A 26173-nucleotide genomic window follows, 5' to 3' on the forward strand; every position below is an offset into this window, starting at 1 on the left:
CTTCTTGAATTTATTAGTGTTAATTTAATACCTTTATTTTAGCGTAAACTCAGAGCTAGACACCAAATCTTTAGCATTAAAAACATTTACAACATAACGTCCTTTTTCAAATTTACTATCGCCTTTTGATGCAACAAACTCACAGATGTTAAGACTAGCATTCTCATAATTAAATTTACTAATCATACTGTAATTTAAAGTTTTTTCACCAAAAGTAACTTGCTCATTTAATCCTAAAGTATTGTTTTTTGGATCTATAACTTGAACATATAACTCTTCATCTCCAGCCTGTACTAAGGCATTTTTTGCAACGGTAAAACAAACCCTAATTTTATCAGCTCTACTCGCTCTTTCAGTAGGTATTAATTTACCAGATGTTCTTTCAATAACTCCAAATCCTTTTAATCCAACCGTGTTTAAAATAGCTGCATTAGATACAACTTCTGCTAAAGCATTATTTTGTACTAATAACGAATCTGTAAAAATTGTACGTTCTTCTAAACGAACACGAGTACTATCTAACGACGTTGCTAAATAAGAATTCTCAACTCTTAATGAATCATTTTGAGCTAATAACACATCCATTTCTTTTTGAAGCGAAGCATATTTACTTTTATATCTCCATAAACTTTTTACATTAGTTTCAGAGATTTTTAAAGAATCTATTAATCCTTGAATACGTCCTCTTGCCTCTATTAAGTTAGCATTAGATACTTCATTCTCACCTATAGCGTCATCATATTGCTTTGCCATAGCGTTTAAATCATTCATGACTAACCGCTTTTCTTCAGTCAATTCGTTTTCTACTTTTTTACTACTATTATACAAATTCATTGTATAAAAACCTGTTGCTAAAAATAAAACTAGCGCAATTCCCAATCCTACTTTAAGACCTGTGTTACTTTTGTTGTTTTCCATAATTACTCGTTTTAATGTTATTAAGGTTAATTCTAATTTTGTTTTAATTTTAGTTGTTTGTTTTAATGCTATAAATAAATATTGATGTACATTTAATATTCAAATTCATCTTAAATGGATAAACTAGTTTTATTTAACAAAAATACTTTAAATATATTATTAAACAAACGCCCTGGCGAATCCAAATTTGGTCAACATGTTAGCTTGTTAACCAGCATTTCTAACATATACGAACAACTTAAAATTTTAGACGTTACTTATGTGATTTTGGGCTTACCAGAAGATGTTGGCGTATTTGCAAACCACGGAAAAACTGGAGCATCAAAGGCTTGGGATGCCACACTTAAAGTTTTGTTAAACATTCAAAGCAATACATTTACAAAGGCCAATAATGTTTTGATATTAGGCCATTTAGACTTCTCTGAAGAACAATTAGCAATTTCAAAATTAAATCCATCCAAAAAAAAAGATATCATAAAAGCTCGTGAAATAGTATCAATAATCGATAATCATGTAACACATATTATCCATCAAATAGTTTTGGCTGGTAAAAAACCAATAATAATTGGCGGCGGGCACAACAATGCATATGGTAACATAAAAGGCACATCTTTAGCACTTGGCAAACCAATTAACGTTGTAAACCTTGATGCACACGCAGATTTAAGAGATAAAGAAGGTAGACATAGCGGTAATGGCTTTAGTTACGCTTACGCGGAAGGTTTTATAGATAATTACTTTGTTTTTGGGTTACATGAAAATTACACATCTGATAAAAACTTTAAATCATTAGACAAAACAAAAACTATTGCATACAATACGTTTGAAAGCCTAGAAGTTAGAAAAGAATTAAAATTTAACAGAGAACTTGAAAGAGCTAAAAACCATGTTTCTATCGATAATTTTGGAATTGAAATTGATTGTGATGCCATTGAAAATATTCCAAGTAGTGCCATGACCCCAAGTGGCTTTAGCGTTAATAGAACCAGACAATTTCTTCACTACTTTGCAAAACATAAAAACGCATCTTATTTATATATTTGTGAAGCAGCTCCAACAAAAAAAACAGCTACTCAAGTTGGAAAACTCATAACGTATTTAATAACAGATTTTATTAAGGCAGCTAATGGTTAATATCATTTCTTTTGAAAAACGATTCTCTAAAGATTTCTATAACCTAAATATAGAATGGTTACGAACATTTTTTTATGTAGAATCTTATGATGAGGACGTTTTAAGCAAGCCTGAAAAACACATTATAAATAAAGGCGGACGCATATTTTTTGCAAAATTAAACAAACAAATAGTTGGAACCGTAGCTTTAATGCCATTAGGAAACCAAGGTGAGTTTGAATTAACAAAAATGGCTGTATCTCCAAACCATCGTGGCAATAAAATTGGTCAAAAATTAATGCAACATTGTATTGGTTTTGCTAAAGAAAATGACATACCAAAACTCATTATTTATTCTAGCAGAAAACTTAAAAATGCCATTTATATTTATAGAAAATATGGTTTTATTGAAATTCCCGTAGAAACTAATTGCCCGTATAAACGTTGTGATATTAAGATGGAGTTGGTGATTTAATTGTTTTTAGTAAAAAAACATCCAAATCTTTGCAATACTTATTATCATCTTCACAGAGAATACTTAAGGTTTCAAGAATCAATTGATTTAAATATTCATTATTTTGATGAATAGCATATGCCAATTTAAATTCAGAATATGCGCCTTTAATGTTATTTCTATCTATTCTTGATATTCCAGATTTAATTAAAAAGTTAAAAGCCCTTTCATACTCATAATTATTTTGTGCAGTTAACTTTTTAGTATGCTCCTTTGAATAATCAGTAAAACTCTGAACAAACACACTAAATGAAATGATAAAAAATATAGCTAAACAAATTGCAATTATTCCAGAAATAATATTGTTTTCTTTAACAGAAGCTTTTATTTGAAAAGTTCTAGAGTATTTAGGCAACGGAGTAAATGAAGGTAGTCTTTCACGAACATACATTTTTGTTCTAGGTGTTCTAGAATAAATCCATTTTTGCAACCCCAAACCCATATAACCACCCATAACTTGCCTTTAGAGTATAAGTCTATAATTTAGGTTATTTGTTACTAAAAATAAATATATTTAATACAAAACTAAATGGTTTTAGAAATCAATAAAAGTATAAAACTACACATACCAACCACAAAAGAAACTAAATTGAGCCCTAAAAGCTTAATTTTGTTTATTTTATAAAAATGAAAACTTACTTTTTTAATATTCATTATTATAATTATTAACGTAATTAATAAAACTATAGAAACGAAAAGTAAAATATCTTTATAATCACTAAAACCATCTTCAAAAAACACAGAGCAAATAGAACAAATTAAAAAGTAGAAATATGAAGTTATAAACACCCAACCATATCTGTTTTTCAAAAAAACACCAATAGTTGGTGCAATCAAAATAATTAATGGACGAAAGACTTTATGAGTAACAATTAAATCTAAAAAATTATAAAAGTTCAATTCATCATCATAAATGAAAAAATTTAATTCTACTAATCTATTATAACCATAGATTGCTGAAACTATAAAAAGCAATAATATTAACCCATGGACAATGTAGACTAGTTTAAACCTCATGTGATTAATTCCCAACAGCCTTCAAAGAATCAATCTGCCTTTGCAATCTTGCAATTTCTTCAGCCTTTTTATCTACTTGAGGGATCACTTTTATAGAGTCTATAGATTGCTGAACCATGTCAATAGTTTTAGTTTCTTCAACAAAATAATATCCAATTTTTTCGCTAGCACGCCATGCTTCATTTAATTGATCGTAAACTGTTCTGTCCCATTGACTTGGGTGCTTAACATCAATCCAAACCACATCACGATATTCACTATCTACCAACACCAAGTCTGGTGTAGCAGAACCATCAAATTGTTGCTCATTCTCTTTACTAATAGAAGAAACGGTCCCCATAAAAAACATACGCTTTTTACCTGCAATATCTTTTATATAAGGCCTAAATTCAACGGGCGTATTGGCAGTCCAATCATACTCTTTACGAGATTCTTGTACCTTTAAAGGCATTGCAGAAACCCCTGCATAGCCTTGTTTTTTTGCCGCATGATTATAATAATACAATTTGTCTGTTCCGTCTGCTGGTACAAAAACACTATAACTTAAACTAGTACGCTCATTCCCTACTGGTTCTAAACCAAACCAATGGTATAAACCACTATAAGCGTTAGTATCTGTATCTGAAAAATTAAAATCGGTTACGTAGGGTTGCTGATTTTGATCTTTTGGCATTCCTGGTATTTTTACCGCTGTTTCCATATTCCAAGGTAATGGGTCGCTAAATCCTCCTAAGAATTTTAAAGATTCTGCTTGAAGCCTGGATACTTTTTCTGCGAGTGTGTTTTGTCCTATTAAATACTTATGGTTCTTCATCTCCTCTGGGCTTACATAAGTTCCTTTTCCTATTAAAATGCGCTCCATATAATCGTTAAAATCGTGCTCACCACTATCAATTACCATAACGCCGCCAAACGTTGGATAAGGAAACAAAAAACCTTTCCATTTTATTAAACTTACCACTTGTACCCATTTGCCAGAATCATTTTTCATATAATAAGTGTCACTAGGTTCCATTGTAAATAATTGGAATATATTGAAACGCTGTACTACAGCATTATAAGTGTTTCTGCTAAATTTTAAAGACTCACCTATGGAAAACGTTACAGGAATTCTATTCTCGCTTGAAAACCTTGGAAATGGCGTTGTACTTGATACTGCAAAAACTTCTTCAGTATTATCTGTCATACCTTGCCACATATACTTTTCTGTGGGTTGAATAGCCATGGTCCATTTGTTCTCTTCTCCAATTCTCACTAAATGTGGTAACGAAACATCTTTAGTTTCACCTACACTTTCATTTGCCATAGAAAATACATTTCGTAATGGCTGAATGCGTTCGTTTTGTGTTAATGGCAATTCATTTATTTCAAATGTATTTAAATGATTGAACACATTATACGTTTTCATATAATCATACATTTTAAAATGCCAACCTACAACGTATAAAACCCCGAAGAATACCACCAATAAAGCTAACATCCCTAATCTTCCACCCGTGGTAGCCGATTTTCTAAATTTCCTTAAACCCAAAAACAGAACAATTCCGCTCAAAAGAATGATGAAAATAAATTTCCGAACGAATAATAATGCAGGTTGATAATCGTCTCTTAAAACAAACAACGCTATAAGCAGAATTAGAGCTACAATAATGGTTATTGTTTTTTGTTTCTTTCCTTTATTCCAGTAGTTTTTAATCATATTACTTAGTTTGAAGCATGGCGTTTGAAGCGTGAAGTTTCTCACTCATACTTTATATTACTTTCCCTATATTTTTATGTTATTTCTTGACTGCAGACCGCTTACTGCTTAATAAAAACTGCAAACTTATAGCAGCCCTTTATCTTTCAATCGTTGTCTTGCACTTTTTCCTTCTGTATTAGGCTCTTTTGCTATTTCCTTTTTTGCTTCTTTAATCACTTTAGGTTTTTCAGTCTTTAAATCTTCAATAAAATCTTTCCCTTTTTCAATAGTATCAGTTACCAGATCTTCTATAGAATCACTTTTTTCGTCAATCACTTCACTAGATTTGAATATAAAATTAGCCAAATAGGTTCCCGCTAAAGTACCAACTATCATAGATGCAAAAATTGAAATAGTAGCAATATCAATGGGGATTAAAAACCGAACAACTACAATACCTATTAAAAACAAGAACCCAACAAAAACCAAGCGTAATAAGAAGGTTTGTTGATATATAAAACCTGTTTTATCATCAGGTTTCATTTGTAGTTCTTTCGAATTTATAATTTTATTAAAAAACCGATAGAGCACATTTCCCTTTGATTCTCTCCAATACAAAAAGATTCCGAATAGTATAGCGGCAATAAATACAATAAGTTCTAGTGTCATAATTTTTGTTTTGTTTGTCATTCCGCACTTGATGCGGAATCCATTAATAAATCCAATCTAAAGATAAATCAATCCAATTAATATTATCTTCTTCAATTAAATCAATTTTCCATTGTCTGTTCCAATTCTTTAATTGTTTTTCTCTTTTTATAGCATCATTTACGTATTGAAATTGTTCAAAATACATTAATTTATTCAAACCATATTTTGATGTAAAACCAGAAACTAATTTACGTTTATGTTCATGCATTCGTCTTTCCAAATTATTGGTTACGCCAATATAAAGTGTCCCATTTTTTATATTCGATAAAATATAGACATAGTATTGATGATAATTTCCTTTCATGCTCAATATGGATTCCGCATCAAGTGCGGAATGACAAAACGCTACTAACTAAACTATTAGTCTATAATTATTAAATATTGTTACTAATAGTTTCTATAGCCCAATCTTTTAATGAATCGTCCCAAGTTTTAAAACTAGCATAAAAGGCTTGTTTATCATACCAATACCAGAATAAAACATCTTTTTCAGAAATATTTACCAGTAATTTCCAAATTAAATCTTGATGTTTTGCTTCTAATGATGAATGTGGTTGATGCAAAGCTTCAAATAGCTTTAAATCAACAATATCGGCTATTTTATACTGGTTACTTGTTTCTAACTTCTCCAGATAAATCTCCACACTCATAACTTTTTTTCTTGCTTTTATATCGAGTTTATTTAAGTAACTTTTAAATAAAATTGGATCATTCAAAATATCCTTAACCGGATGCTGAGTCTTTTTTAAATACTGAGCCATTTCAAATTTCTTGATACGTTCGTATCGTTTTGTTCCAACTACTTTTTCTAAATCATACTCAATAATAACATGATCGCGGAGTTTATCCATAAGCTCTGGTTGAGCTATATGATAAATTAATACATCGTAATTTGTATCTTTAATAGCTTCTTTATACCACGTTTTGTCTTCAAAAACCACTATAGGTTTTATAAAATCACGTAAAATATATACGCCACCAAAAGATCTTGTATAAAATGAATCTGTGTCGTATTGTAATTCGTGTAAATCTAAATTCCTAGTTCTTAAATCACCATACGTTTTAGCAGAATTTAATAGTTGTTGATGTAAATCTTCATCAATAAAATTATTTCCTGTTTCAAAAGTTTTAATAAGCTTTAATTGTTCTTTCTGAACGTTTTTCAAATTATCAATTAAATGAAAATGTATGGAGACTTTATCATATTTCAAGACATCTAAAGGTTCATAAAAAGCATCAATACCTTGGTCGAAATCTAAACAAATAGCACAATCTCTGGTAATGTCTTTAATTTTTGCTCCATGAATTTTAAAGACAAACTTCATTATGTCTCTATCAAACGTATGAAACGGTAAATACACAGGTTTCCCTTTTTGAAGCGGAGAAATGATGATACCATGCGGATTTGCCTCACCATTATTTAAATACTGTAGGTCTTCTTTTTCTTCTGCAACTTCGGGGCTCCAGCCAATACCATCTATATGGAAAGCTTTGAGCTTCGTTTCTGCGAAACCAAGTTTTACTAGGCATTTGTTGTAACGCTCAACAAGTTTTCCGCTTACCGGAATGAGTTCACTTCTATATAGATTTGCTTGTTTTAGTTTGTCCATTTTTTATTATAATTCAGAGCTTATGAATTTAGTTGTTACACGGAGGTTCACAAAGAAACACAGAGATTCACAGAGTATTCTCGTTGTAAAATGAACTGATAAAACTGTTATAATATTCATATGCTTTAAAATATTTTCTCCGAGAAGCTCTGTGAAAACTCCGTGTGTCTCTGTGTAATAATTTAATTCTCCAACAACTTATGAATTTGAGCATATTGCAACAACACAATAGTTCGTGTATCAACTATTTCACCATTATTAAGCATATTTAATGCGTTTTTAAAAGGCATTTCTATTACTTCAATATCTTCATGTTCAGATTCTAAACCACCACCTTCGTTCACTTTCATATCATCGGTATATTCACCAATAAAAAAGTGCATTTTCTCTGTCATAACGCCTGGCGATGAATACGCTTCATAAACCTTTTTAACCGATTTTAAACGATATCCAACCTCTTCTTCAGTTTCTCTAATAATACATGCCTCTGGATTATCCTTATCAAGCATTCCTGCAGCAATTTCAACTAAAAAACCATCCTTATTATCATTTAAATAGGTGGGCATTCTAAATTGTTTAGTTAAAATAACCGTTTGCTTTTCTTTATTATATAACAAAATGCCAGCACCATCTCCTCTATCGTAAACCTCTCGCATTTGATTGACCCACTCGCCACTCGCCATTAAATAATCAAAAGTGACTCTATTTAGAATATAATAGTTATCTGAAAGTAAAGTCTTTTTTATATTTTTAATTTGATTATCGCTCATTTTCAAATGTGTTTCTAGCTTTGGTTTCAATATTCAATTGATTTACTCTTGCATCCACTTTTCGTTTAAAATCAGTATCTGCAATAGTTGCAACGTTATCTAAATAGCGAACCACTTCTTGACGACGGATTTCTGAAAAATCCAAGCCTTTCATATTACCACGCATCAATTCTTGAAGCATATTAAACTTGGTGTCGTAATCTTGTTTGAAATAGATTTCTGGATTTTCAAACCAATCTTCTTCCAAATCAAAATCTGTTAATCGTAATGAAATTGCAGATTGAATATTACGAACATCACGAGATGAAAAGAACGGGAATACGGCTTGTATTTCCTTATATAAATTAGCATAAAATAAATGCTGATTCGTTTTAAAGTGCTTTTCTACATGATCATAAACATCGTGAACACGCTGTTCCGTTGGTTTATCGATAGTACTCAAGATATCACCCATATTCTTAGCTAAACCTTGGTCTTGCAAATAGCTATAATTCTCTGGGCCTTGCATGTTTACAAAATCAGGCATGGTATCGTCTAGTTTGCGCCACCAGATATGATCTTGATCTAGAAAATCATGCTCAGTTCTAGCACCATCAATTTTAAATCGGCCTTGCACACGAGAAATCACAGCCTTATCTAACATTTCTGGAAGGTTCGTAAATAACCCAATGGAACTATTACCATAATTAACAGCGTAAGCGCCTTCAGTATATCTTAAAAACACACCAATTACTTCTTTTACACCAGCAGAAACACCTTGTGCTGTGCGCTCTTGTAAATTATTTTCAGCATCATCAATAGGTGCAAAAATTAATTTGGTAGGATCTTGCATGGGTTTCATCCACTCCACCATTTTTTCTGCCGAACCTCCTTGAAAAGTTGATATTAATGTATCTGGCATAGGATGAAATAGAAACGGAATATCTAAAGTATCGCAATGTTCTTTTAATCGTGTAGCAATGGCGGCAATCAACATACTCTTTCCTGTTCCAGGAATTCCGTAGCCCATAAAAACCGGCATAAAACCTCCTAATTCTTGAAACGGATTTTTCTTAGCCGTAAAATCATAACTCAACATACGTTCGGTTAATCGACGTGCGAAGTGTTTTGCATCTCGGTTACCAACAATTTGCTCGAACTGAATTTTATTAAACTCAATACTTTTTGCTGTGCCTTGAAATACATTATTCCAACCAGAAACAGCAAACTCACTCTTTTCAAGTTTATAAGTTCTATCCTCAATCGTTTCGGTGTATTCTAAACTACTTTTTCTTAACTGAATTTCATCAATCAAAGCTTCAAAATACACGACTGTAAAATCTATTACATCTTTATCAGATTTTATAATTTCTGGATGCCCCAAATACTTATCATAATAAAATAAACTGCACGATATCCCTTTTAATGGTGACATTAAAGACACCTCTGGAATACCGGCGAATTTCTGTTTCATAACGCTTAAATCGTCAGATGCATGCGGTTTTAAATCGTGTAATATTTTATACGCCTGAGAAAACAACATAAATGCAGTAGCGGTATGCATTTTACTTTCAAACTCACGTTTTCCATTGTTATCTAACGCCGATTTATTCTCATTTAAACTGGATAGACCCGAAGCATCATAATAACTATCCTTTATCCAAATACCAAGTGTAATGCCTTCTTGAACTGCATATAGTGTTTGATTTAAATAAATAGGAATTGCAACAGAATCTGGCAATAAACGCTTTTTTAAAGCCAAAATGGTTTTTGATACCGAAGTTATACTAGCAGAACTTGAACCGTTATTTGCACGAGACAAATACAATAATATAGATTCGTCTTTGGCATCTTTATCTCTATTTTTTGCACGAGACCCTTGCTCCCATTGTACACTTTTCAGGTATGAGGAAGCTTTATCACGAAGCATGTCAAGTTCAGATAATTTTATTGGGAATGTTGAGTTGTGTTCCATGTTTTAGTCTTCAGTATGCAGTCTTCAGTCTTCAGTATTTACTCTTGAGACTTACTCTGCTGTAAATATTATTTAAATTTATCTGGGTTATTGATCATGTAATTAATGAGTTTTCCAATTTCTTCACTTTTATTTTGTAATTCTAATCGTTTCGCTTCTGAAATATATTCGCATGCTAAAGCAAACTCAAGCCATAATTGAGTTTCTGAATTTTCACTATCAGCATCGGATAATTTACTTTTAAAATGCTTTTCATATTGACGTTTTCTATAACCTTCAGCAATATTTGAACAAACTGATCGACTTGAACGAACCACTTGAGAGGTAAGAGCAAAAACTTCTGACTTAGGAAAAGTTTTAGTCAAATGAAATATTTCCATCGCTAAATCAAACCCTTTTTGATACGCTAATAAAGTTTTAAAGCTCATTTTTTTTCTTACTGTTTAATCTTATCTATTTTTGACTGTCAACTGCCTACTAAAGACTGCTTACTTCTATTGGCGGTTTAGCCAAATTATTCATCATTTCAGGTGTTTTGTTATAAAGCAGTTGAATAACACGATGTGGCGCCAAAACATACTTTTGTTTAAAAACATCGCCCCAGCGTTGTAACACTTGCTTACTAAAAAAACCACCTTCTTTAAATTCACTTTTTGAAGTAACTTCATTTACTCTTAAAGAGAAGGCATAAGACTCTAAAGGAATTTCTTTTTTACCAATACTCTCTAAAATAGTGTGGGTTACTACATGCTCATCCTTAGCAAAAACGTTGTGTAAAGGCCCTAAATCTATTCGTTTAATATGTTTTGGAGATACTTTTGGCAATTTCCTGTCAATAGTATAGGCCATAGTATCTAGGGTCATATCTCTATCGGCTACTGTTTTCAACACCTCATATATGTCGTCTCGATAATCGTTTACCCGATTGCCATCATAATTAAAATACATAAAACATATAAATGGCCGATTGTGCGATACATCATAAAAACTCCAACTAATTAATAAGTCGGCTCCAGAATCTTTTGGTGCTGTTACAATTTTACCTTGAACAAATCGGTTGAATATATATTGTTTATTTACCGAAGTATAATACACTATAGAAGCTGCTTGAAATAACTTAAGTTTTTTAACTGGCTCCTTTTTTCTTAATAACGTATCTATAAATTCTTTTTTAAGTGTTGCAATTGGGGTTAATTTTCCCAAATATTCATCACGCAATTCTAGATCGTTAAACAAATAGCGGAATTCCAAATAATTAGGAAGCCCAGAATCTGTTAAATCCACTTTCATGTTATCCTCATCGTCATACATATACTTAACACGCATCGCCTCAATAGAATACAATAACAAATCGCAATATTGCTTAAACAATTGTACTTCAATATCGTTACATATTTTTTCTTTTTGAACCGCTACTATTAATTCTTTAAAAGCAAAATCCACCATTTTATGATAGAACACATACTGTTCTTTGGAATCGAGAATTGCAGAATCTAAAGGTGTGACAATGTGATTTATGGACATTTTATAATTTAAAAATTGAAATAGACTTTTACAATTTGGGCGTTACCACAAGGGTCGGGCTTTCACTACTCGCTCCCTCCAAAGTCGGGGAGCTCAAACATGCCGTTCAATCCCTAACGCAATGCAGAGGTTCATTCAAAAAGTATAGTTTCATTTGATGTTATTCCCGCGAAAGCGGGAATAACAAAATTATTTTAAGACAACAAATCGTCGTCGTTAGCTTCTGGTTTTGGTTCTGGTTTTCCTGCTGGCTCACCATCATCACCCGAAGGTGTTGTATTATCGGCATTATAATAATCTTCAAAAATCTCTTTCATATCGATACCGTAACGCTCTGCAAAATTCTTTTGAATCTCACCATCTTTAGCACGAATTTCTTGTAAAGCCTCGGCATAACTACTGTAAACACCTTGCATTACTTTTTCGTGAACTGGAATGTTATCCATCATATCTTGACGCGCTTTAGCACTCGCTGTATGCATAGATGCTAAGGTTTCACCAATATGCTCATCGGTTTTAACACCTAAATGCTCCAAAATGGCAGCAAATTCTTGATCTGTTCTTGCTTTTAAAGCCACAACATAACCATCGTAATATTTAAGACGCTCTTCTGTATCAGACTTTAACTTAGCACGGTGCGTTTGTAAATTGCTACGTAACGATGTTAATACTTTTATAGTTAAATTATGCTTGTGCACAAAACTATCTTTACTTGCCGCCAATGTAGTATATGCATTTTTAAGGCCTTCAAGTTCTTCAACCTTTTGCTCTAAAGTGGTCATTTTACCTATAGCTTCAGAATATTCGGTAGATTGCTTATCTGCAATATCTTCTAATTCTTGACGCGCTTGTTTTAGTAACGCATAGTTTTCTTCTAGCTTCGCTTCTACTTCTTTCTTTTTCTCTAATGCTTTGGTATGATTTTTTGAAGCTTCAACAATCGCATCTTTTAGCTTTTCTTCTACTTCTTTAATTTCTACCTCACGATTTTTTAAACGTGTAACCGCTGCTTGAGACTTATATGATAATTCACTTAAAAGGGTTTGTACATCGGCACTTTCAATACGCTCTTGAAACATCGCTTTTGCTTTATTATCGGCTCCTGCTCTTGTTTTTTCGGCTATGGCAAACTCTGCTTCTTCTTTTTTGATTTTACTTTTACGCCCCCAAAGGTTATTCCACCAAGTGTCTGGTTTGTTTTTAGCATCTTCTAATTCGATTCTTGCACGTTCTAAAGCTTTTTGGGCATCATCAATAACTTTCTGCTCGGTTGCATTAAGTGCAGAGAATTTTTCGAACATGATACCAACCTCATCTTGATAGTCGGTTAAATCTTTAATAGCATCGAGAAGTGTTGTTCTATCTTTTTCTGCCATGTGTACCACATCATCCAAAGTAGCGTTCAGTATTTTTTGACGCGATTCTGGATCATCTTCTTGAGATAATTTAGATTTCATAGTGTCAATGGCTTTTCCCCAATTAACATCTACTTTTTCAGTTTTTTCGTTAGAATTTGTTTCTAATAAATCAAAATCATCAGACATGGTATATTTTAAGTTTTAAGTTGAACAATAATATTAAGTAAGCAATTTCGTTAAAAATTCTGAATTTAAAAACGTAAATGAATATTTACTTTTGAAAATTTTGGATAATTATTTTATTACTCAAATTATAGGTATTAAAATTTATCAAAATGTTACAGTTAATAAAAAAATTCAGACGTTTTATTAGATTATACTATATTTGTTAATATTCAAAAAAAATATTGCTGCATTTACTATGCTTACAAACTACTCCCTTATTAGTTTTAGTTCCATTACTTTAATAAATCAATCTGATATTGTAACTGTACTTATTATTGTTACTGTTTTTTTCGGAATATTACTTCTTCTAGGCATTAGAAAATCATACAAACTAAAAAAAGAAAATGAGCGCTTAGATGCCATGAATAAAAAAATTGCCGAAGATGATGAAGATAAACCCTATAAGGATTTTACAGATGGGCATATGTATGGCGGTAATTAATTTCAAAGTAACTTATTAACACAATATAATTTTATATAAATAAAAATGCCCACTAAAAAAGCGGGCATTTTTATTAAAATATAATTTCAAATACTATCTAACCAATTTCTTATACTTAATACGCTTCGGCATTAAGTCGCCACCTAAACGCTTCTTTTTGTTTTCTTCATAATCAGAGAAACTACCTTCAAAGAAATACACTTGAGAATCACCTTCGAAAGCTAAAATGTGCGTACAAATTCTATCTAAAAACCAACGGTCGTGACTAATTACTACTGCACAGCCGGCAAAGTTTTCTAAACCTTCTTCTAAGGCTCGTAATGTATTTACATCAAGATCGTTAGTTGGCTCATCTAAAAGCAATACATTACCTTCTTCTTTAAGTGTCATGGCTAAATGCAACCGGTTACGCTCACCACCAGAAAGTAATTTTACTTTTTTGTTTTGCTCGCCTCCAGAAAAATTAAATCGACTTAAATAAGCTCTAGAATTTACTTCTTTTCCACCCATCATAACCAACTCTTGTTCATCACTAAAGTTTTGCCAAATGGTTTTCTCTGGATCTATATTAGCGTGTTTTTGGTCTACATACGCTAGTTTTGCTGTATCCCCAACAGTAAACTCTCCTTTATCTGGTGTTTCCTCACCCATTATCATTCTGAAAATAGTAGTTTTACCAGCACCATTTGGTCCAATAACACCCACAATTCCTGCTTGTGGTAAGTTAAAGTTTAAATCGTCGTATAACAACTTATCATCATAACCTTTTGAAACACCTTTAGCCTCAATAACATTGGTTCCTAAACGCGGCCCATTTGGTATGTATATTTCAAGTTTTTCGTCAAGCTGTTTTTGATCTTGACTCATTAACTTATCGTAATTCTTTAAACGCGCTTTTTGTTTCGTTTGACGTCCTTTTGCACCTTGACGAACCCAATCAAGCTCACGTTCTAATGTTTTTTGACGTTTAGAAGCTGTTTTGCTTTCTTGCGCCATACGTTTAGACTTTTGGTCTAACCAAGATGAGTAATTTCCTTTCCAAGGGATTCCTTCACCTCTATCTAACTCTAAAATCCAACCCGCAACGTTATCTAGAAAGTATCTATCGTGCGTTACAGCTATCACAGTTCCTTTGTATTGTGCTAAATGATGCTCTAACCAATGTACCGATTCAGCATCCAAGTGGTTAGTAGGCTCATCTAAAAGTAAAACATCTGGTTCTTTTAAAAGCAAACGACACAAAGCCACACGACGTTTTTCACCTCCTGAAAGCACACCAATTTTCTTATCACCATCGGGAGTACGTAGGGCATCCATGGCTATTTCTAGCTTTGTATCAAGCTCCCAAGCATTTGCAGCATCAATTTGATCTTGCAATTCAGCTTGTCTTGCCATGAGTTTCTCCATTTTATCGGCATCGCTATAAACCTCCTCTAATCCAAATTGGTCATTAATTTTATTGTATTCATCAAGTATAGCAACCGTTTCAGCAGCTCCTTCACGAACAACTTCCATGACTGTTTTATCATCATCAAGTTGTGGTTCTTGCTCTAAATAACCAACTGAATAGTCTTGTAGAAAGGTAACATCGCCTTGAAAATTCTTATCTACACCTGCTATAATCTTAAGTAAGGTTGATTTACCAGAACCATTAAGACCTAAAATTCCAATTTTAGCGCCATAGAAAAAACTTAAATAGATGTTTTTTAAAACAGGCGTATTTGCACCTTGAAATGTCTTGGTTAAACCAGACATTGAAAAAATTACTTTTTTATCGTCACTCATTGTTGTTTGTTATAAATTATTAAGCCGATTATACGCGTCCCTTTAAGGCATTAAACACCCATGCAATAGCAAAAAACCCAATACCAACTGTAGCAAAACCCCAGCCAGCAACATCAGTATATCTATATGCACCCATTAAAATTAATAGTACACCCATAATAATCATTAAAATGGTTGCCCAAGCTAAAACTGTATTTTTATTCATCGCCATAATCTTTTCTTTTATTGGTTAGTCTGAAAGCAAATATCGTAAATTATTATGGAAAACAACTTCAACTTAAATTCAATATCTCACTATTAATATAAATCTTTAAATAAAATCTCAAAAGAAGAATTGAGACTCTGTTTAATAAACTTTTTGCCATTTTTAATGTAAATACCATAATATTGCAAAAGAGATAGATATAATAGCTAAATGAAACTAATTATTGATTTTATTCTTATTGTTGGATTACTTACTTGCTTAGTATTTGTAGTCAAAATATGTAAAGCAAAAATCAAATTAATATCTCACAAAATACTCATTGCAATATTTGCATCATTAATAATAATTATTTTAAATTTTTATGCAGATTTACATGATATTAACATCTTATATATAATCACTTTATTTTTTGAGGATGCATCAAGAATATTGCTAGGGGGATTAATTTTTATTTATATAAAATCTCTTTTTATAGAAAAGAAAAAACTAAATAAGACCATATTAATTAATGTAGCGCCTTACGTGCTATACACTATAGTTTTTTCATTACCTATTCTGTTAATCAATTTTGGATTAAAAACAGATTTTAAGTATCTGATTGCATTGAAACATACCTCCAATTTGAATTTCTTCAAAGCCATTTATTTATTGGTATATATTTTATTATCACTAATGCTTTTTAATAAGTACAAAAAAAAATATAAACTTGACTATTCTACATTTTACCAAGCAAACTTTATATGGGTAAAACGTATGCTTATAGGGGCTTTTATCGTGATCTGTATTGACGTATTTACTTTTCTTATTGATTATTTGTATGACACAGATTTTGACACTGGATTTATTACTGTTATTGCTTTAATTATAATTGTATTTTATCTAGGTAATTATGGTATTAATCAACCATTTGTATTCTTATCTAGCCCACTAGATCATGATAAAGAATCCCCAAAAAATGTGTTCTCGAAAAAGGAAATTGAAACCTTAAAGTATAAAATTGAAAACACCCTTCAATATGAAAAGTTATACTTAAATCAAGAACTAACATTAAAAAAACTAGCAACTAAAGCTGAAATATCAGATAAAAAATTATCATTCTTTTTAAATCAACATTTAAACACCTCCTTTTATGATTTAATAAATTCTTATCGAATAAAAGAATTTAAAGAAAAAATAAATTTATCTGAATACGAAAAATATTCTCTTGTTGGTATAGCTTATACTTGCGGTTTCAATTCTAAAAGTAGTTTTTACAGAATATTTAAAAAAGAAACAGGAATTTCGCCTGCTCAATTCAAAAAAAATACTGCGAATAAGTCCTAATGCTTCTATTGAGACTTTTATTTCTAAATATTGAGATATACTTGTGATATTCAGTTTATCATACAGATTAAAATTTCAAATAAACATAATTTTCTGGTGCTTATTTTATCTTCCCATTATTCATTTAATGCAAGCTGTAAAATAAAATGAGTAGTAAAAAAAAAACAGAAAAACCAAAAATAGAAGCTCTATTAAAAAGTAGTTATTACCTAAAAAATGAGAAACAAATAATGTGCAAATTCTTTTCTAAATATTTGATTAAACAATGTATTTGCTATTTGTTTTTAATAAGCTCATTGAGTATTTATACTCAAAATCAAGAAGAAAACAAAAATAGTATTAGTGTTAATTTTGGCTACCAATCAGGAGTACTAAACGATGCTAACTTCTCGCCATTAAATTATAACCTAAACGGGAGTAATTATACATTGGAATATGTAAGGTATGGAAGTCATAAAAAACACATCTTGTGTATGCAGGTTAATGCTGGGTTTAACACACTCTCAACAAATGCCTCAGGGTTTTTTGATACGGATATTATACAAGTTCAGTTAGGTGTTTTTTATGTAAAGAGACTAAATCAAATAACTTCTGAAAGTACTTTTTATTTAGGCGGTCAATTTAGATCACAAGTTAAATCGCTAGATTGGGAGAATACAGAATCATTTAGCTATTTAGCAACACATAGTCTAGGCATAAAAGGTCTTTATCAATATAGAATAACAAAAAAAATAGTTTTCAAAGCTTCAATATATTGCCCTTTTATATCGCTACTAGCCAGACCTCCATATAATGGAATTGATGAAGAAATAATTGATAACCAAGATAATGCTTTAGCGCTTATTACCAATGGTACTATAGAATCACTTAATGCGTATTTTGAATTAGAAACTGAACTTAATCTAACATACATACTTACTAATTCATTAGCCATAAAAGCAAATATTTTATTTAATTACAATACAATAAATAAAAGAAATAAATGGACACAATTTCAAATATTAACTAACGCTGGTTTAGCTTATAATTTTTAAAGCATGAAAAAAATAATTACACTACTACTTTTTTGTATATCAGTTTCATGCGAAAAGACAATACTTGGTGACGATGAACTCAATACACCTATCAATAATTTTGAATTATTATGGCAAGATTTCGACGAGCATTGTTCTTTATTTATTTCTAAGAATATTGATTGGGATGCTACCTACAATCAATTTAAACCTCAAGTAACAAATAATACTAGTGAAGAAGAGCTATGGCAAATTTTTTCTGAAATGCTAGAAACTTTTGATGATAGTCATATTAACTTATATTCTGAAAACGATGCAGAAGTATTTACATCTGGTTTCGCTTTAAATGAACAATCAAAAAATGAATTTAGCAAGGCATTAATTTCTACAAAATATTTAGATTATAGAACAGAAGTAACATCCGAAGACAATCTATCATATGGAAAAATTAAAGAGAAAAACATAGGTTATATCTACCTAGGCGCAGAGGATGGACAAAATCCAGGAATAATAGAGAATGTTATTGAAAAACTAAACCCTTACGATGCCATAATTTTTGACATTCGACAAAATACTGGAGGCTTTGAAAGCTATACAAGGCGCATAGCAAGTGCTTTTGCTGACAATGAAAATCTAGTTTACTCGACACAAACACGTAATGGACCAAATCACAATGATTTTGACGAAAAAACTCTATTCTATTCTGAAAGGATAGGAACACAATATTCAAGCCCAGTTGTATTACTAACAGATAGACGTACAATAAGTGCTGGAGAAAGTTTAGCCTTGTATATGAAAACATATAATGAAGTAACTCAAATTGGCGATACTACCGCCAGCGATTTTTCTACAGTAAGTAATCGTCGTTTTTTACCTAATGGCTGGAGTTACAAATACCCCATACAACTGCCTATGAAACCTTCTGGTGAATTTTTGGATGGCAATGGTAATATTCCTGATATATACGAGAAAAATATAGAGAATGATATAATTAACAATACAGATAAAGTGCTAGAACGCGCAATTATTTTTTTATTTGAACAATATAATATAGATTAATAGTTAAAACTATATGTATAGTATGAAAAAAATAGTCACTCTTATATCATTTTTATTTATAATTGCTAATGCCTGTACACAAGGTGAAAATAAACTAACAAGTTTAAAATCTGTAAGTATATCTAAAACAAAGTTAGATAGTTTAAAAACGGTTTTGCACAGATACGTAGATAGTGAACAATTAGCAGGTATACAAACGGCTATTCTTAAAAATGGAAATTTAGTACATTATAACTCTTATGGTTATGCAGATATTAAAAATAAAAAACCACTAGATAGCCTAAGTATCTTTCGTATTTTTTCTATGACTAAACCAATTACATCTGTTGGTTTAATGCAACTCTATGAGCAGGGTAAGTTTAAACTTGAAGATCCAATACATCTATATATTCCTGAGTTTAAAGAAATGACTGTTTATAATAAAGACAATAAAATTATACCAGCAAAACGCCAAATAAAAATTATTGATTTATTAAGACATAGTTCAGGAATTAGTTATGGCAGAAGTCCTAACCCAAGTTTAAATACTAAATATACTGAAGCAAGCTTAGGGAGTTCAAAAGGCTTAAAAGAATTTATTAATAGAATAAGTAAGCTACCATTATTATTTGAACCAGGAACAGATTACGAATATGGGCATTCCACCGATATTTGTGGATATTTAATTGAAGTTTTAAGTGGTCAATCTTTAGATGAATATCTTCATGAAAATGTGTTAAACCCATTAAAAATGAAAGATACTCACTTTCAACTTCCCGAACATAAAATAAACCATTTTACAACGGGTTACCGTTCTGGAGAAAACGGAAAACTTGAGATTGCAGAATTACCTAATGAGAGTATGTTCATCAATAAACCAAGCTTTATTAAAGGTGGTGGTGGCTTAGTTTCAACAACCAATGATTATTTAAACTTTTGTAGAATGCTTTTAAATAAAGGCGTATTATTTGACCACCAAATTTTGAAACCAGAAACTATTGATTTAATGACTAAAGATCATTTAGAATCAGTTCGCAAACACACACCTAGATTACGAATTCTATCAGGTGAAACAGGTTTTGGTTTAGGATTTTCTATTGCCCAGAAAGAAGATAAATCAATAGTCTATGGTTGGGGAGGCGCAGTAGGCACATATTTTAGAATTGACCCTAAGCAAGATTTAGCTTATCTTATGATGATTCAATTATCCCCTTATAAACAACTCAATTTAAGAGAAACGTTTCAAAAATTGGTTAATAATTCAATTATTGACACTAGTAAAAAACAAAAAATTATTAAACCAATATTATTAGACAAATCTATGCTTTCTGGTACTGGATTAAAGCCAGTTAAGCTAAAAGACCAACCAAATCGTGAATTTTTTCAGGGTCAATTATATCGTGGTGAAGCGTTAAGTGCATATATGATTTCCAGTAGTACTGCATCAAAAGACTTTGAAAACTTTCCTATTGAGGAATTTGTATATCTATCTAATGGTTCAATGAATTTTAATACTTTAAATACTAAATCTTATGAATTTGAAGCTAATAATTTTTTAGCAATACCAAAAGGCTATAAAGGAAGTATAAAAACAATTGGTAATCCTCAATATCATTTAGAATTATCTATTATTTCAAATAAGAGATCTCACCAAAAAGAAGTATCAAAACTAAAGCAACCTCTTTTAATTGATAAAAATTTACTGTATCTTCAAAATATACAATTGAATGAGAATGGCACTTATAAAAATATTCTTTATTCTGGAATAGAGATTATTATAATTCTCGAAGTTGAAAAACCAAGAAATTTAATATTAGATAATACTCAAAAAGAGCAAATTATTCATATACTTGAAGGCTCAGTATATATAACTACAAAAGATGGCATAAAACAGGTTTTCAAAAAGGGAGATTTCTTTGTTTTACCTAAAAACTTTAATGGTAAATGGGAGAGTAATAGTTCAGACTTATTTCGCTCAATTATCATAAAAGCAAATATTTAATTATTAAAAAGTATTCCATGACAGAATACTTTTCGCTATTAATGAATTAGGTTTGACTTAGCTCATAGGCACTTCAACAATAATCAATTCTGAATTACTATTTGATTTAATTTTTACATATTCTAACTCAGAAATACCTATAGCATCTCTTTTTACTAACGTATTATTAACTATTTCTACCTCACCATCAACAACAAATATGTAAAATCCATTTTTACCAGATTTGATCTTGAGATCAATTGATTTATCTTTATCTATAGTTGAACGATAAATATAAGCTTGCTGGCTTATCGGTAAGGCCTCGCCTTCCAACTTATCCTTAGGAGCAACAACCGTTTGCAACTCATTTTTCTGATTTTCAGCATCAAATCTACGTTGCTCATAATTTGGTTGCACACCCATTTCCTCTGGTATAATCCAAAGTTGTAAAAAGTTAACTTCATCTGTTTTGCTATCGTTAAATTCCGAGTGTGATAAGCCCGTTCCCGCACTCATAACTTGCACTTCGCCCACTTCAATATCAAGTTTATTTCCCATACTATCCTTGTGTGATAACGCCCCTTTTAGAGGAATCGAAATGATTTCCATGTTTTTATGCGGATGCGTTCCAAACCCCATGTTTGGCTTTACTAAGTCATCATTTAAAACTCTAAGTTTACCAAAATTCATGCGTTCAGCATTTTGATAACTCGAAAAACTAAACGTATGGTAAGATTTTAACCAACCATGGTCTGCATAACCTCTTGTTTCTGCTTTGTGAATTACTGTTTTCATTATCTAATTTTTTATAATTATTATTTGGGAGTTACCACAAGGGTTGGGCTTTCCGTTGCAAGTCCTCGCACCTCCTATCGTCGTGCTGCGGGCTTTCCTCTGTAATACCTAACGCGTGTCCCTCTTCTACGCTTACAATGCACTAATTAGCCGGAAGAAACCCCATTTTACCCATTTGGTAATCGCGCATCGCTTCCATAATTTCAGTTTGCGTATTCATAACATAAGGTCCATATGTAGTTACAGGCTCATTAAAAGGGTTACCAGAAATAAATAATAGTTTACTTGCTTCATTACCTTTAATTGAAAACCCTTCCCCATCTTGATTAAATGCAATCAATTGATTTTTATTTAATTTTAAGGTTTCAGAATCATTAATCGAAACATCACCTTTCAATAAATAAATAGTTGATTGATGAGAATCTGGGACATTAATATTAAACGTTCCACCAACTTCAACATCAAGTATAAAAGCATTTACAGATGTTTGCGTTTGAATACGTCCATAAACACCATCAAGTTCCCCAGCAATAATTTGAATATTAATCTTTCCATCATCAGAACTTACAACTCTAAAATCTTCATTCTTAACGTGCTGATAATTCGCTTCAATCATTTTCTTTTCCGCAGGTAAATTCAACCATAATTGAATACCTTCTAAAGTACCACCTTTTTTTACAAAATCTTTTGTTGGTGCTTCAGCATGAATAATACCTCTACCGGCCGTTGTCCATTGTACATCTCCTGCTTTTACAACACTTTCATTACCCAACGAATCTCTATGAAATTGTTCGCCTTCAATTAAAAATGTAATTGGTTCAAATCCTCTATGCGGATGTGGGCCTAAATCAAAAGGATTGTTTTGTTCCGAAATGTCATAGGGTCCATAATGGTGTAATAATATAAACGGATCTATATTATTAATATGCTGTGTAGGTATGGGTTGTCTCAATTGTATAGGGCCCATATTAACAAAATCACTTCGACCTATTGTTTTTATTGTATTTAGTTTCATAATAATTACTTTTATAATACTTTCCATGGAAAGTATTTATTTAAATTTTTTTATCTAATCTTATCCAATAAATCACTTAAAGTAGCTGCCTCTGCTTCTGTTAAATTTTCTAGTAAGTCATCTTTTAAGTTTGCTTCGATTTGTTTTAATAAAGCTAAACCTAAATCAGTGATTTCGATATGAACAACACGTCTATCTCCAGGACATGGCAACCTTTTTATTAAATCCTTATCACTAAGCTTATCCATAAGCCTTGTGGCATTAGGTGCACGTTCAATCATTCGTGCTTTAATCTCTTGTACTTTAAGTGGCTCACTTGAACCACGAAGGATTCTTAAAATATTAAACTGTTGAGGAGATAAACCATAAGGTTTAAAAAATTCATTATGAACACTATTTATCCAATTAGCGGTGTAAATAATGTTTAACATCGCTTTTACTTTGTTGTTCACAAACTTAGATTTTATATCCTTTGAAATATCTCCCATGACTTTCTTTTTTGTTATAATGAACTTTGAAATGCTTTTACTTTTTGTTTCAAATCTGCATTCAATTCATCATTAACAACCTTTCCTTCAGAGAAATTATCTCCAAAAGAAGGAAAACTAAAATCTGCTACAATATTACCCCCCATAAAAGGGAAGCGGCCTTTAGCTATTTCTAATACTGTAGCTCCTCCTCTACCTCCTGATGAAGTTGCCATTAAAAGCATAGGCTTTTCGCTCCACAGTTTTCCGTCTATTCTAGACATCCAATCGAAAAGGTTTTTAAAAACTGTTGCATAAGCACCATTATGCTCTGCTAAAGATAATACGATACCATCAGAAGATTTTATAGCTTCTAAAAATTTGTGCGCGTTATCAGGAATACCCTTTTCATTTTCTAAATCAATACCGTAAAGCGGTAATTCAAAATCGTTTAAATCTAAAACTGAAGTTTCAACATGTCCAACTAAACTAGATGCGTATACCGCTAACTGTTTATTAATTGACGTTTTACTGTTACTACCTGCAAATGCTATTATTTTTTTCATGTTAGTTAATTATTCTTTTGTTAAAAATATAAGACACTATTAATAACACAAATGCTATTAATGCCCCCATTTGTTCTCCGTCACCAATCATATAATGTGCAAAAAACGCTAAAATAAATGCAAAAAAGAAACCAGCGTAAGCCCATTCTCTTATAGTACTAAAATTAGGATTCCAAATTGCAAATAAACCTAAGAGTTTAGCAACAGCATAAGGATAAATAATATAGGTTGGATAACCAAATCCTGCAAACATTGCTGCAACATCATCATGTTTAAAAAAATACATACTTACCGAAAACAACATTAATAATGTTAATAATCCAGTTGCGATGTAATAAATAATTTTATCTCTTTTCATTTTTTGTACATTAAATTATTATGATACAAATATAGAACAAAATTATTTATATTCCAAGGAATATATTTCCATGTAATATTATTTAACAAAATATTCACTTTTTATACCAAATTAGGTTTTGTAAATTCGTAACAAATAATCAGTATATGGATATCAACTTCAATAAAAACGAAGATCATAATAAACTCTTAGTATCAGAACTACAAAAACGACTTGCTAAAGTAAGTTTAGGTGGTGGTAAATCACGAATTGAAAAGCACAAAAGCAAAGGTAAAATGACTGCTAGAGAGCGTGTTGATTATTTATTGGATGGGAAAGAAAAATCAATTGAAATTGCAGCTTTTGCAGGAGAAGATATGTACAAAGAGCATGGCGGTTGTCCTTCTGGCGGCGTGGTTGTTAAAATTGGTTATGTAAAAGGAAAACAATGTATTGTTGTGGCTAATGATGCTACGGTTAAAGCTGGAGCTTGGTTCCCTATTACTGGCAAAAAGAACCTTCGTGCACAAGAAATAGCCATTGAAAATAAATTACCAATTATATATTTAGTAGATTCTGCGGGTGTCTACCTTCCATTACAAGATGAAATTTTTCCTGATAAGGAACATTTTGGTCGTATTTTTCGAAACAACGCAGTAATGAGCAGCATGGGAATTACCCAGATATCTGCTGTTATGGGTAGTTGTGTTGCTGGTGGTGCCTACCTTCCTATTATGAGTGATGAAGCTTTAATTGTTGATAAAACAGGTAGTATTTTTCTGGCAGGAAGTTATTTAGTAAAAGCCGCTATTGGAGAAAGTATTGACAATGAAACTTTAGGGGGCGCAACAACCCATTGTGAAGTTTCTGGTGTAACAGATTATAAAGCTAAAGATGATGCTGATGCTTTGAATACTATAAAGAATATTATTGATAAAATTGGTGATTACGATAAAGCCGGGTTTAACAGAAGTGAATCAAAAAAACCAAAAGAAAACCCTGAAGAAATTTATGGTATCCTGCCTAAAAGTCGTGCCGATCAATATGATATGTATGAAATTATTAAGCGTTTAGTAGACAACTCTGAATATGATGAATATAAAGCTGGTTACGGACAAACTATTATTACATGCTACGCTAGAATTGATGGCTGGGCCGTTGGTATTGTTGCCAACCAACGTAAATTGGTAAAAACAACAGGCTCTAAAACTAAACCAAAAGAAATGCAGTTTGGTGGTGTGATTTATAATGACTCTGCAGACAAGGCTACTCGTTTTATTGCCAATTGTAACCAAAAGAAAATCCCGTTGGTGTTTTTACAAGATGTTACTGGCTTTATGGTTGGTAGCAAAAGTGAACACTCTGGAATTATAAAAGATGGAGCTAAAATGGTAAATGCTGTTAGCAATTCGGTGGTGCCGAAATTCACAGTAATTATTGGGAATAGTTATGGTGCTGGAAATTATGCTATGTGTGGAAAAGCTTATGACCCGAGATTGATTTTTGCATGGCCAAGTGCAGAACTTGCGGTAATGAGTGGAAACTCTGCCGCAAAAGTACTACTTCAAATTGAAAAAGCATCTTTAGAAAAGCAAGGCGAAAAATTCACCAAAGAAAAAGAAGACGAACTTTATAATAAAATTAAGCAACGTTACGACAATCAAGTTTCACCTTATTACGCTGCAGCGAGAATTTGGACAGATGCTGTAATAAACCCTTTAGATACTAGAACTTGGTTAAGTATGGGTATTGAAGCAGCTAACCACGCTCCTATTGAGAAAGCTTTTAATTTGGGGATTTTACAGGTGTAA

The 26173-nt window shown here is 31.6% G+C and carries 27 protein-coding genes; 8 read left to right on the forward strand and 19 right to left on the reverse strand.

Translation table 11 applies throughout. The features are described 5' to 3' along the window. Positions 1 to 33 precede the first annotated feature (33 nt). A complete protein-coding gene (locus tag SJY43_RS13030) occupies positions 34 to 918 on the reverse strand; it encodes a chromosome partitioning protein ParA (protein WP_396601182.1) in 885 nt (294 codons plus the stop codon). 114 nt (positions 919 to 1032) lie between these two features. Here SJY43_RS13030 and SJY43_RS13035 point away from each other — a divergent pair, with 114 nt between their 5' ends. Both SJY43_RS13035 and SJY43_RS13040 read left to right on the forward strand, forming a co-directional pair. Continuing rightward, complete coding sequence (locus SJY43_RS13035; RefSeq protein ID WP_396601183.1) at positions 1033 to 2052, forward strand: formimidoylglutamase; 1020 nt, start codon at positions 1033 to 1035, stop codon at positions 2050 to 2052. Continuing rightward, positions 2045 to 2506 (forward strand): GNAT family N-acetyltransferase, encoded by a 462-nt coding sequence (locus SJY43_RS13040; protein WP_396601184.1) that lies wholly within the window; start codon positions 2045 to 2047, stop codon positions 2504 to 2506. The genes SJY43_RS13035 and SJY43_RS13040 overlap by 8 nt, the downstream gene beginning before the upstream one ends. Here SJY43_RS13040 and SJY43_RS13045 read toward each other — a convergent pair. The 11 genes from SJY43_RS13045 to SJY43_RS13095 form a co-directional block, all read right to left on the reverse strand. Next, complete coding sequence (locus SJY43_RS13045) at positions 2484 to 2999, reverse strand: hypothetical protein (protein WP_396601185.1); 516 nt, start codon at positions 2997 to 2999, stop codon at positions 2484 to 2486. The genes SJY43_RS13040 and SJY43_RS13045 overlap by 23 nt on opposite strands. Before the next feature lie 71 nt (positions 3000 to 3070). Continuing rightward, a complete protein-coding gene (locus tag SJY43_RS13050; protein WP_396601186.1) occupies positions 3071 to 3562 on the reverse strand; it encodes a hypothetical protein in 492 nt (163 codons plus the stop codon). 4 nt (positions 3563 to 3566) lie between these two features. Further along, the gene (locus SJY43_RS13055; RefSeq protein WP_396601187.1) at positions 3567 to 5261 is read right to left on the reverse strand and encodes a hypothetical protein; all 1695 of its coding nucleotides are present in this window, start codon (positions 5259 to 5261) and stop codon (positions 3567 to 3569) included. A 126-nt stretch (positions 5262 to 5387) separates the two neighbouring features. Next, entirely contained in the window at positions 5388 to 5912 is a 525-nt protein-coding gene (locus tag SJY43_RS13060; protein ID WP_396601188.1) for a hypothetical protein, read from the reverse strand. A gap of 43 nt (positions 5913 to 5955) precedes the next feature. Continuing rightward, positions 5956 to 6258 (reverse strand): GIY-YIG nuclease family protein, encoded by a 303-nt coding sequence (locus tag SJY43_RS13065; RefSeq protein ID WP_396601189.1) that lies wholly within the window; start codon positions 6256 to 6258, stop codon positions 5956 to 5958. Positions 6259 to 6328: 70 nt separating this feature from the next. After that, positions 6329 to 7564, reverse strand: coding sequence for a DUF6638 family protein (locus SJY43_RS13070; protein ID WP_396601190.1), 1236 nt, complete (start codon positions 7562 to 7564; stop codon positions 6329 to 6331). A 182-nt stretch (positions 7565 to 7746) separates the two neighbouring features. Continuing rightward, positions 7747 to 8334, reverse strand: a complete 588-nt coding sequence (locus SJY43_RS13075) for an NUDIX domain-containing protein (RefSeq protein ID WP_396601191.1) — start codon at positions 8332 to 8334, stop codon at positions 7747 to 7749. Continuing rightward, a complete protein-coding gene (locus SJY43_RS13080) occupies positions 8324 to 10288 on the reverse strand; it encodes an AAA family ATPase (protein ID WP_396601192.1) in 1965 nt (654 codons plus the stop codon). Before SJY43_RS13080 ends, SJY43_RS13075 begins: the two co-directional genes overlap by 11 nt. 68 nt (positions 10289 to 10356) lie before the next feature. Further along, a complete protein-coding gene (locus SJY43_RS13085; protein WP_396601193.1) occupies positions 10357 to 10716 on the reverse strand; it encodes a four helix bundle protein in 360 nt (119 codons plus the stop codon). 49 nt (positions 10717 to 10765) lie between these two features. Continuing rightward, on the reverse strand, positions 10766 to 11812 hold the full coding sequence (locus SJY43_RS13090; protein WP_396601194.1) for a hypothetical protein: 1047 nt from the start codon (positions 11810 to 11812) through the stop codon (positions 10766 to 10768). Positions 11813 to 12006: 194 nt separating this feature from the next. Further along, positions 12007 to 13356, reverse strand: coding sequence for a microtubule-binding protein (locus tag SJY43_RS13095; protein ID WP_396601195.1), 1350 nt, complete (start codon positions 13354 to 13356; stop codon positions 12007 to 12009). Between the two features lie 235 nt (positions 13357 to 13591). Here SJY43_RS13095 and SJY43_RS13100 point away from each other — a divergent pair, with 235 nt between their 5' ends. Further along, positions 13592 to 13837: a hypothetical protein gene (locus tag SJY43_RS13100; protein WP_396601196.1), complete on the forward strand. Its 246-nt coding sequence runs from the start codon at positions 13592 to 13594 to the stop codon at positions 13835 to 13837. 93 nt (positions 13838 to 13930) lie between these two features. Here the strand turns inward: SJY43_RS13100 and ettA are convergent, their stop codons facing one another. Further along, the gene (gene ettA, locus SJY43_RS13105; protein ID WP_396601197.1) at positions 13931 to 15622 is read right to left on the reverse strand and encodes an energy-dependent translational throttle protein EttA; all 1692 of its coding nucleotides are present in this window, start codon (positions 15620 to 15622) and stop codon (positions 13931 to 13933) included. A gap of 28 nt (positions 15623 to 15650) precedes the next feature. Beyond that, the gene (locus SJY43_RS13110; protein ID WP_300249435.1) at positions 15651 to 15833 is read right to left on the reverse strand and encodes a CAL67264 family membrane protein; all 183 of its coding nucleotides are present in this window, start codon (positions 15831 to 15833) and stop codon (positions 15651 to 15653) included. 204 nt (positions 15834 to 16037) lie between these two features. Here SJY43_RS13110 and SJY43_RS13115 point away from each other — a divergent pair, with 204 nt between their 5' ends. From SJY43_RS13115 to SJY43_RS13130, 4 genes are all read left to right on the forward strand, one after another. Beyond that, positions 16038 to 17150, forward strand: coding sequence for a helix-turn-helix domain-containing protein (locus tag SJY43_RS13115; RefSeq protein WP_396601198.1), 1113 nt, complete (start codon positions 16038 to 16040; stop codon positions 17148 to 17150). Between the two features lie 146 nt (positions 17151 to 17296). After that, positions 17297 to 18184 carry a hypothetical protein gene (locus SJY43_RS13120; protein ID WP_396601199.1) on the forward strand — a complete coding sequence of 296 codons (888 nt, stop codon included), beginning with the start codon at positions 17297 to 17299 and terminating at the stop codon, positions 18182 to 18184. Between the two features lie 3 nt (positions 18185 to 18187). Next, positions 18188 to 19222, forward strand: coding sequence for a S41 family peptidase (locus tag SJY43_RS13125; RefSeq protein WP_396601200.1), 1035 nt, complete (start codon positions 18188 to 18190; stop codon positions 19220 to 19222). A gap of 22 nt (positions 19223 to 19244) precedes the next feature. Then, on the forward strand, positions 19245 to 21203 hold the full coding sequence (locus SJY43_RS13130; RefSeq protein WP_396601201.1) for a serine hydrolase: 1959 nt from the start codon (positions 19245 to 19247) through the stop codon (positions 21201 to 21203). 57 nt (positions 21204 to 21260) lie between these two features. Here the strand turns inward: SJY43_RS13130 and SJY43_RS13135 are convergent, their stop codons facing one another. From SJY43_RS13135 to SJY43_RS13155, 5 genes are all read right to left on the reverse strand, one after another. Beyond that, positions 21261 to 21977, reverse strand: coding sequence for a pirin family protein (locus SJY43_RS13135; RefSeq protein ID WP_396601202.1), 717 nt, complete (start codon positions 21975 to 21977; stop codon positions 21261 to 21263). A 142-nt stretch (positions 21978 to 22119) separates the two neighbouring features. Then, complete coding sequence (locus SJY43_RS13140; RefSeq protein ID WP_396601203.1) at positions 22120 to 22992, reverse strand: pirin family protein; 873 nt, start codon at positions 22990 to 22992, stop codon at positions 22120 to 22122. Positions 22993 to 23042: 50 nt separating this feature from the next. Further along, positions 23043 to 23480, reverse strand: a complete 438-nt coding sequence (locus SJY43_RS13145; protein ID WP_396601204.1) for a MarR family winged helix-turn-helix transcriptional regulator — start codon at positions 23478 to 23480, stop codon at positions 23043 to 23045. A gap of 14 nt (positions 23481 to 23494) precedes the next feature. Next, complete coding sequence (locus SJY43_RS13150; protein WP_396601205.1) at positions 23495 to 24025, reverse strand: NADPH-dependent FMN reductase; 531 nt, start codon at positions 24023 to 24025, stop codon at positions 23495 to 23497. 1 nt (position 24026) lies between these two features. Continuing rightward, positions 24027 to 24383, reverse strand: a complete 357-nt coding sequence (locus SJY43_RS13155) for a DoxX family protein (protein WP_396601206.1) — start codon at positions 24381 to 24383, stop codon at positions 24027 to 24029. A 146-nt stretch (positions 24384 to 24529) separates the two neighbouring features. Here SJY43_RS13155 and SJY43_RS13160 point away from each other — a divergent pair, with 146 nt between their 5' ends. After that, positions 24530 to 26173 (forward strand): acyl-CoA carboxylase subunit beta, encoded by a 1644-nt coding sequence (locus SJY43_RS13160; RefSeq protein WP_396601207.1) that lies wholly within the window; start codon positions 24530 to 24532, stop codon positions 26171 to 26173.

Origin of the sequence: Algibacter sp. R77976, assembly GCF_044594645.1 — a bacterium.
Classification (GTDB): Bacteria; Bacteroidota; Bacteroidia; order Flavobacteriales; family Flavobacteriaceae; genus Algibacter_B.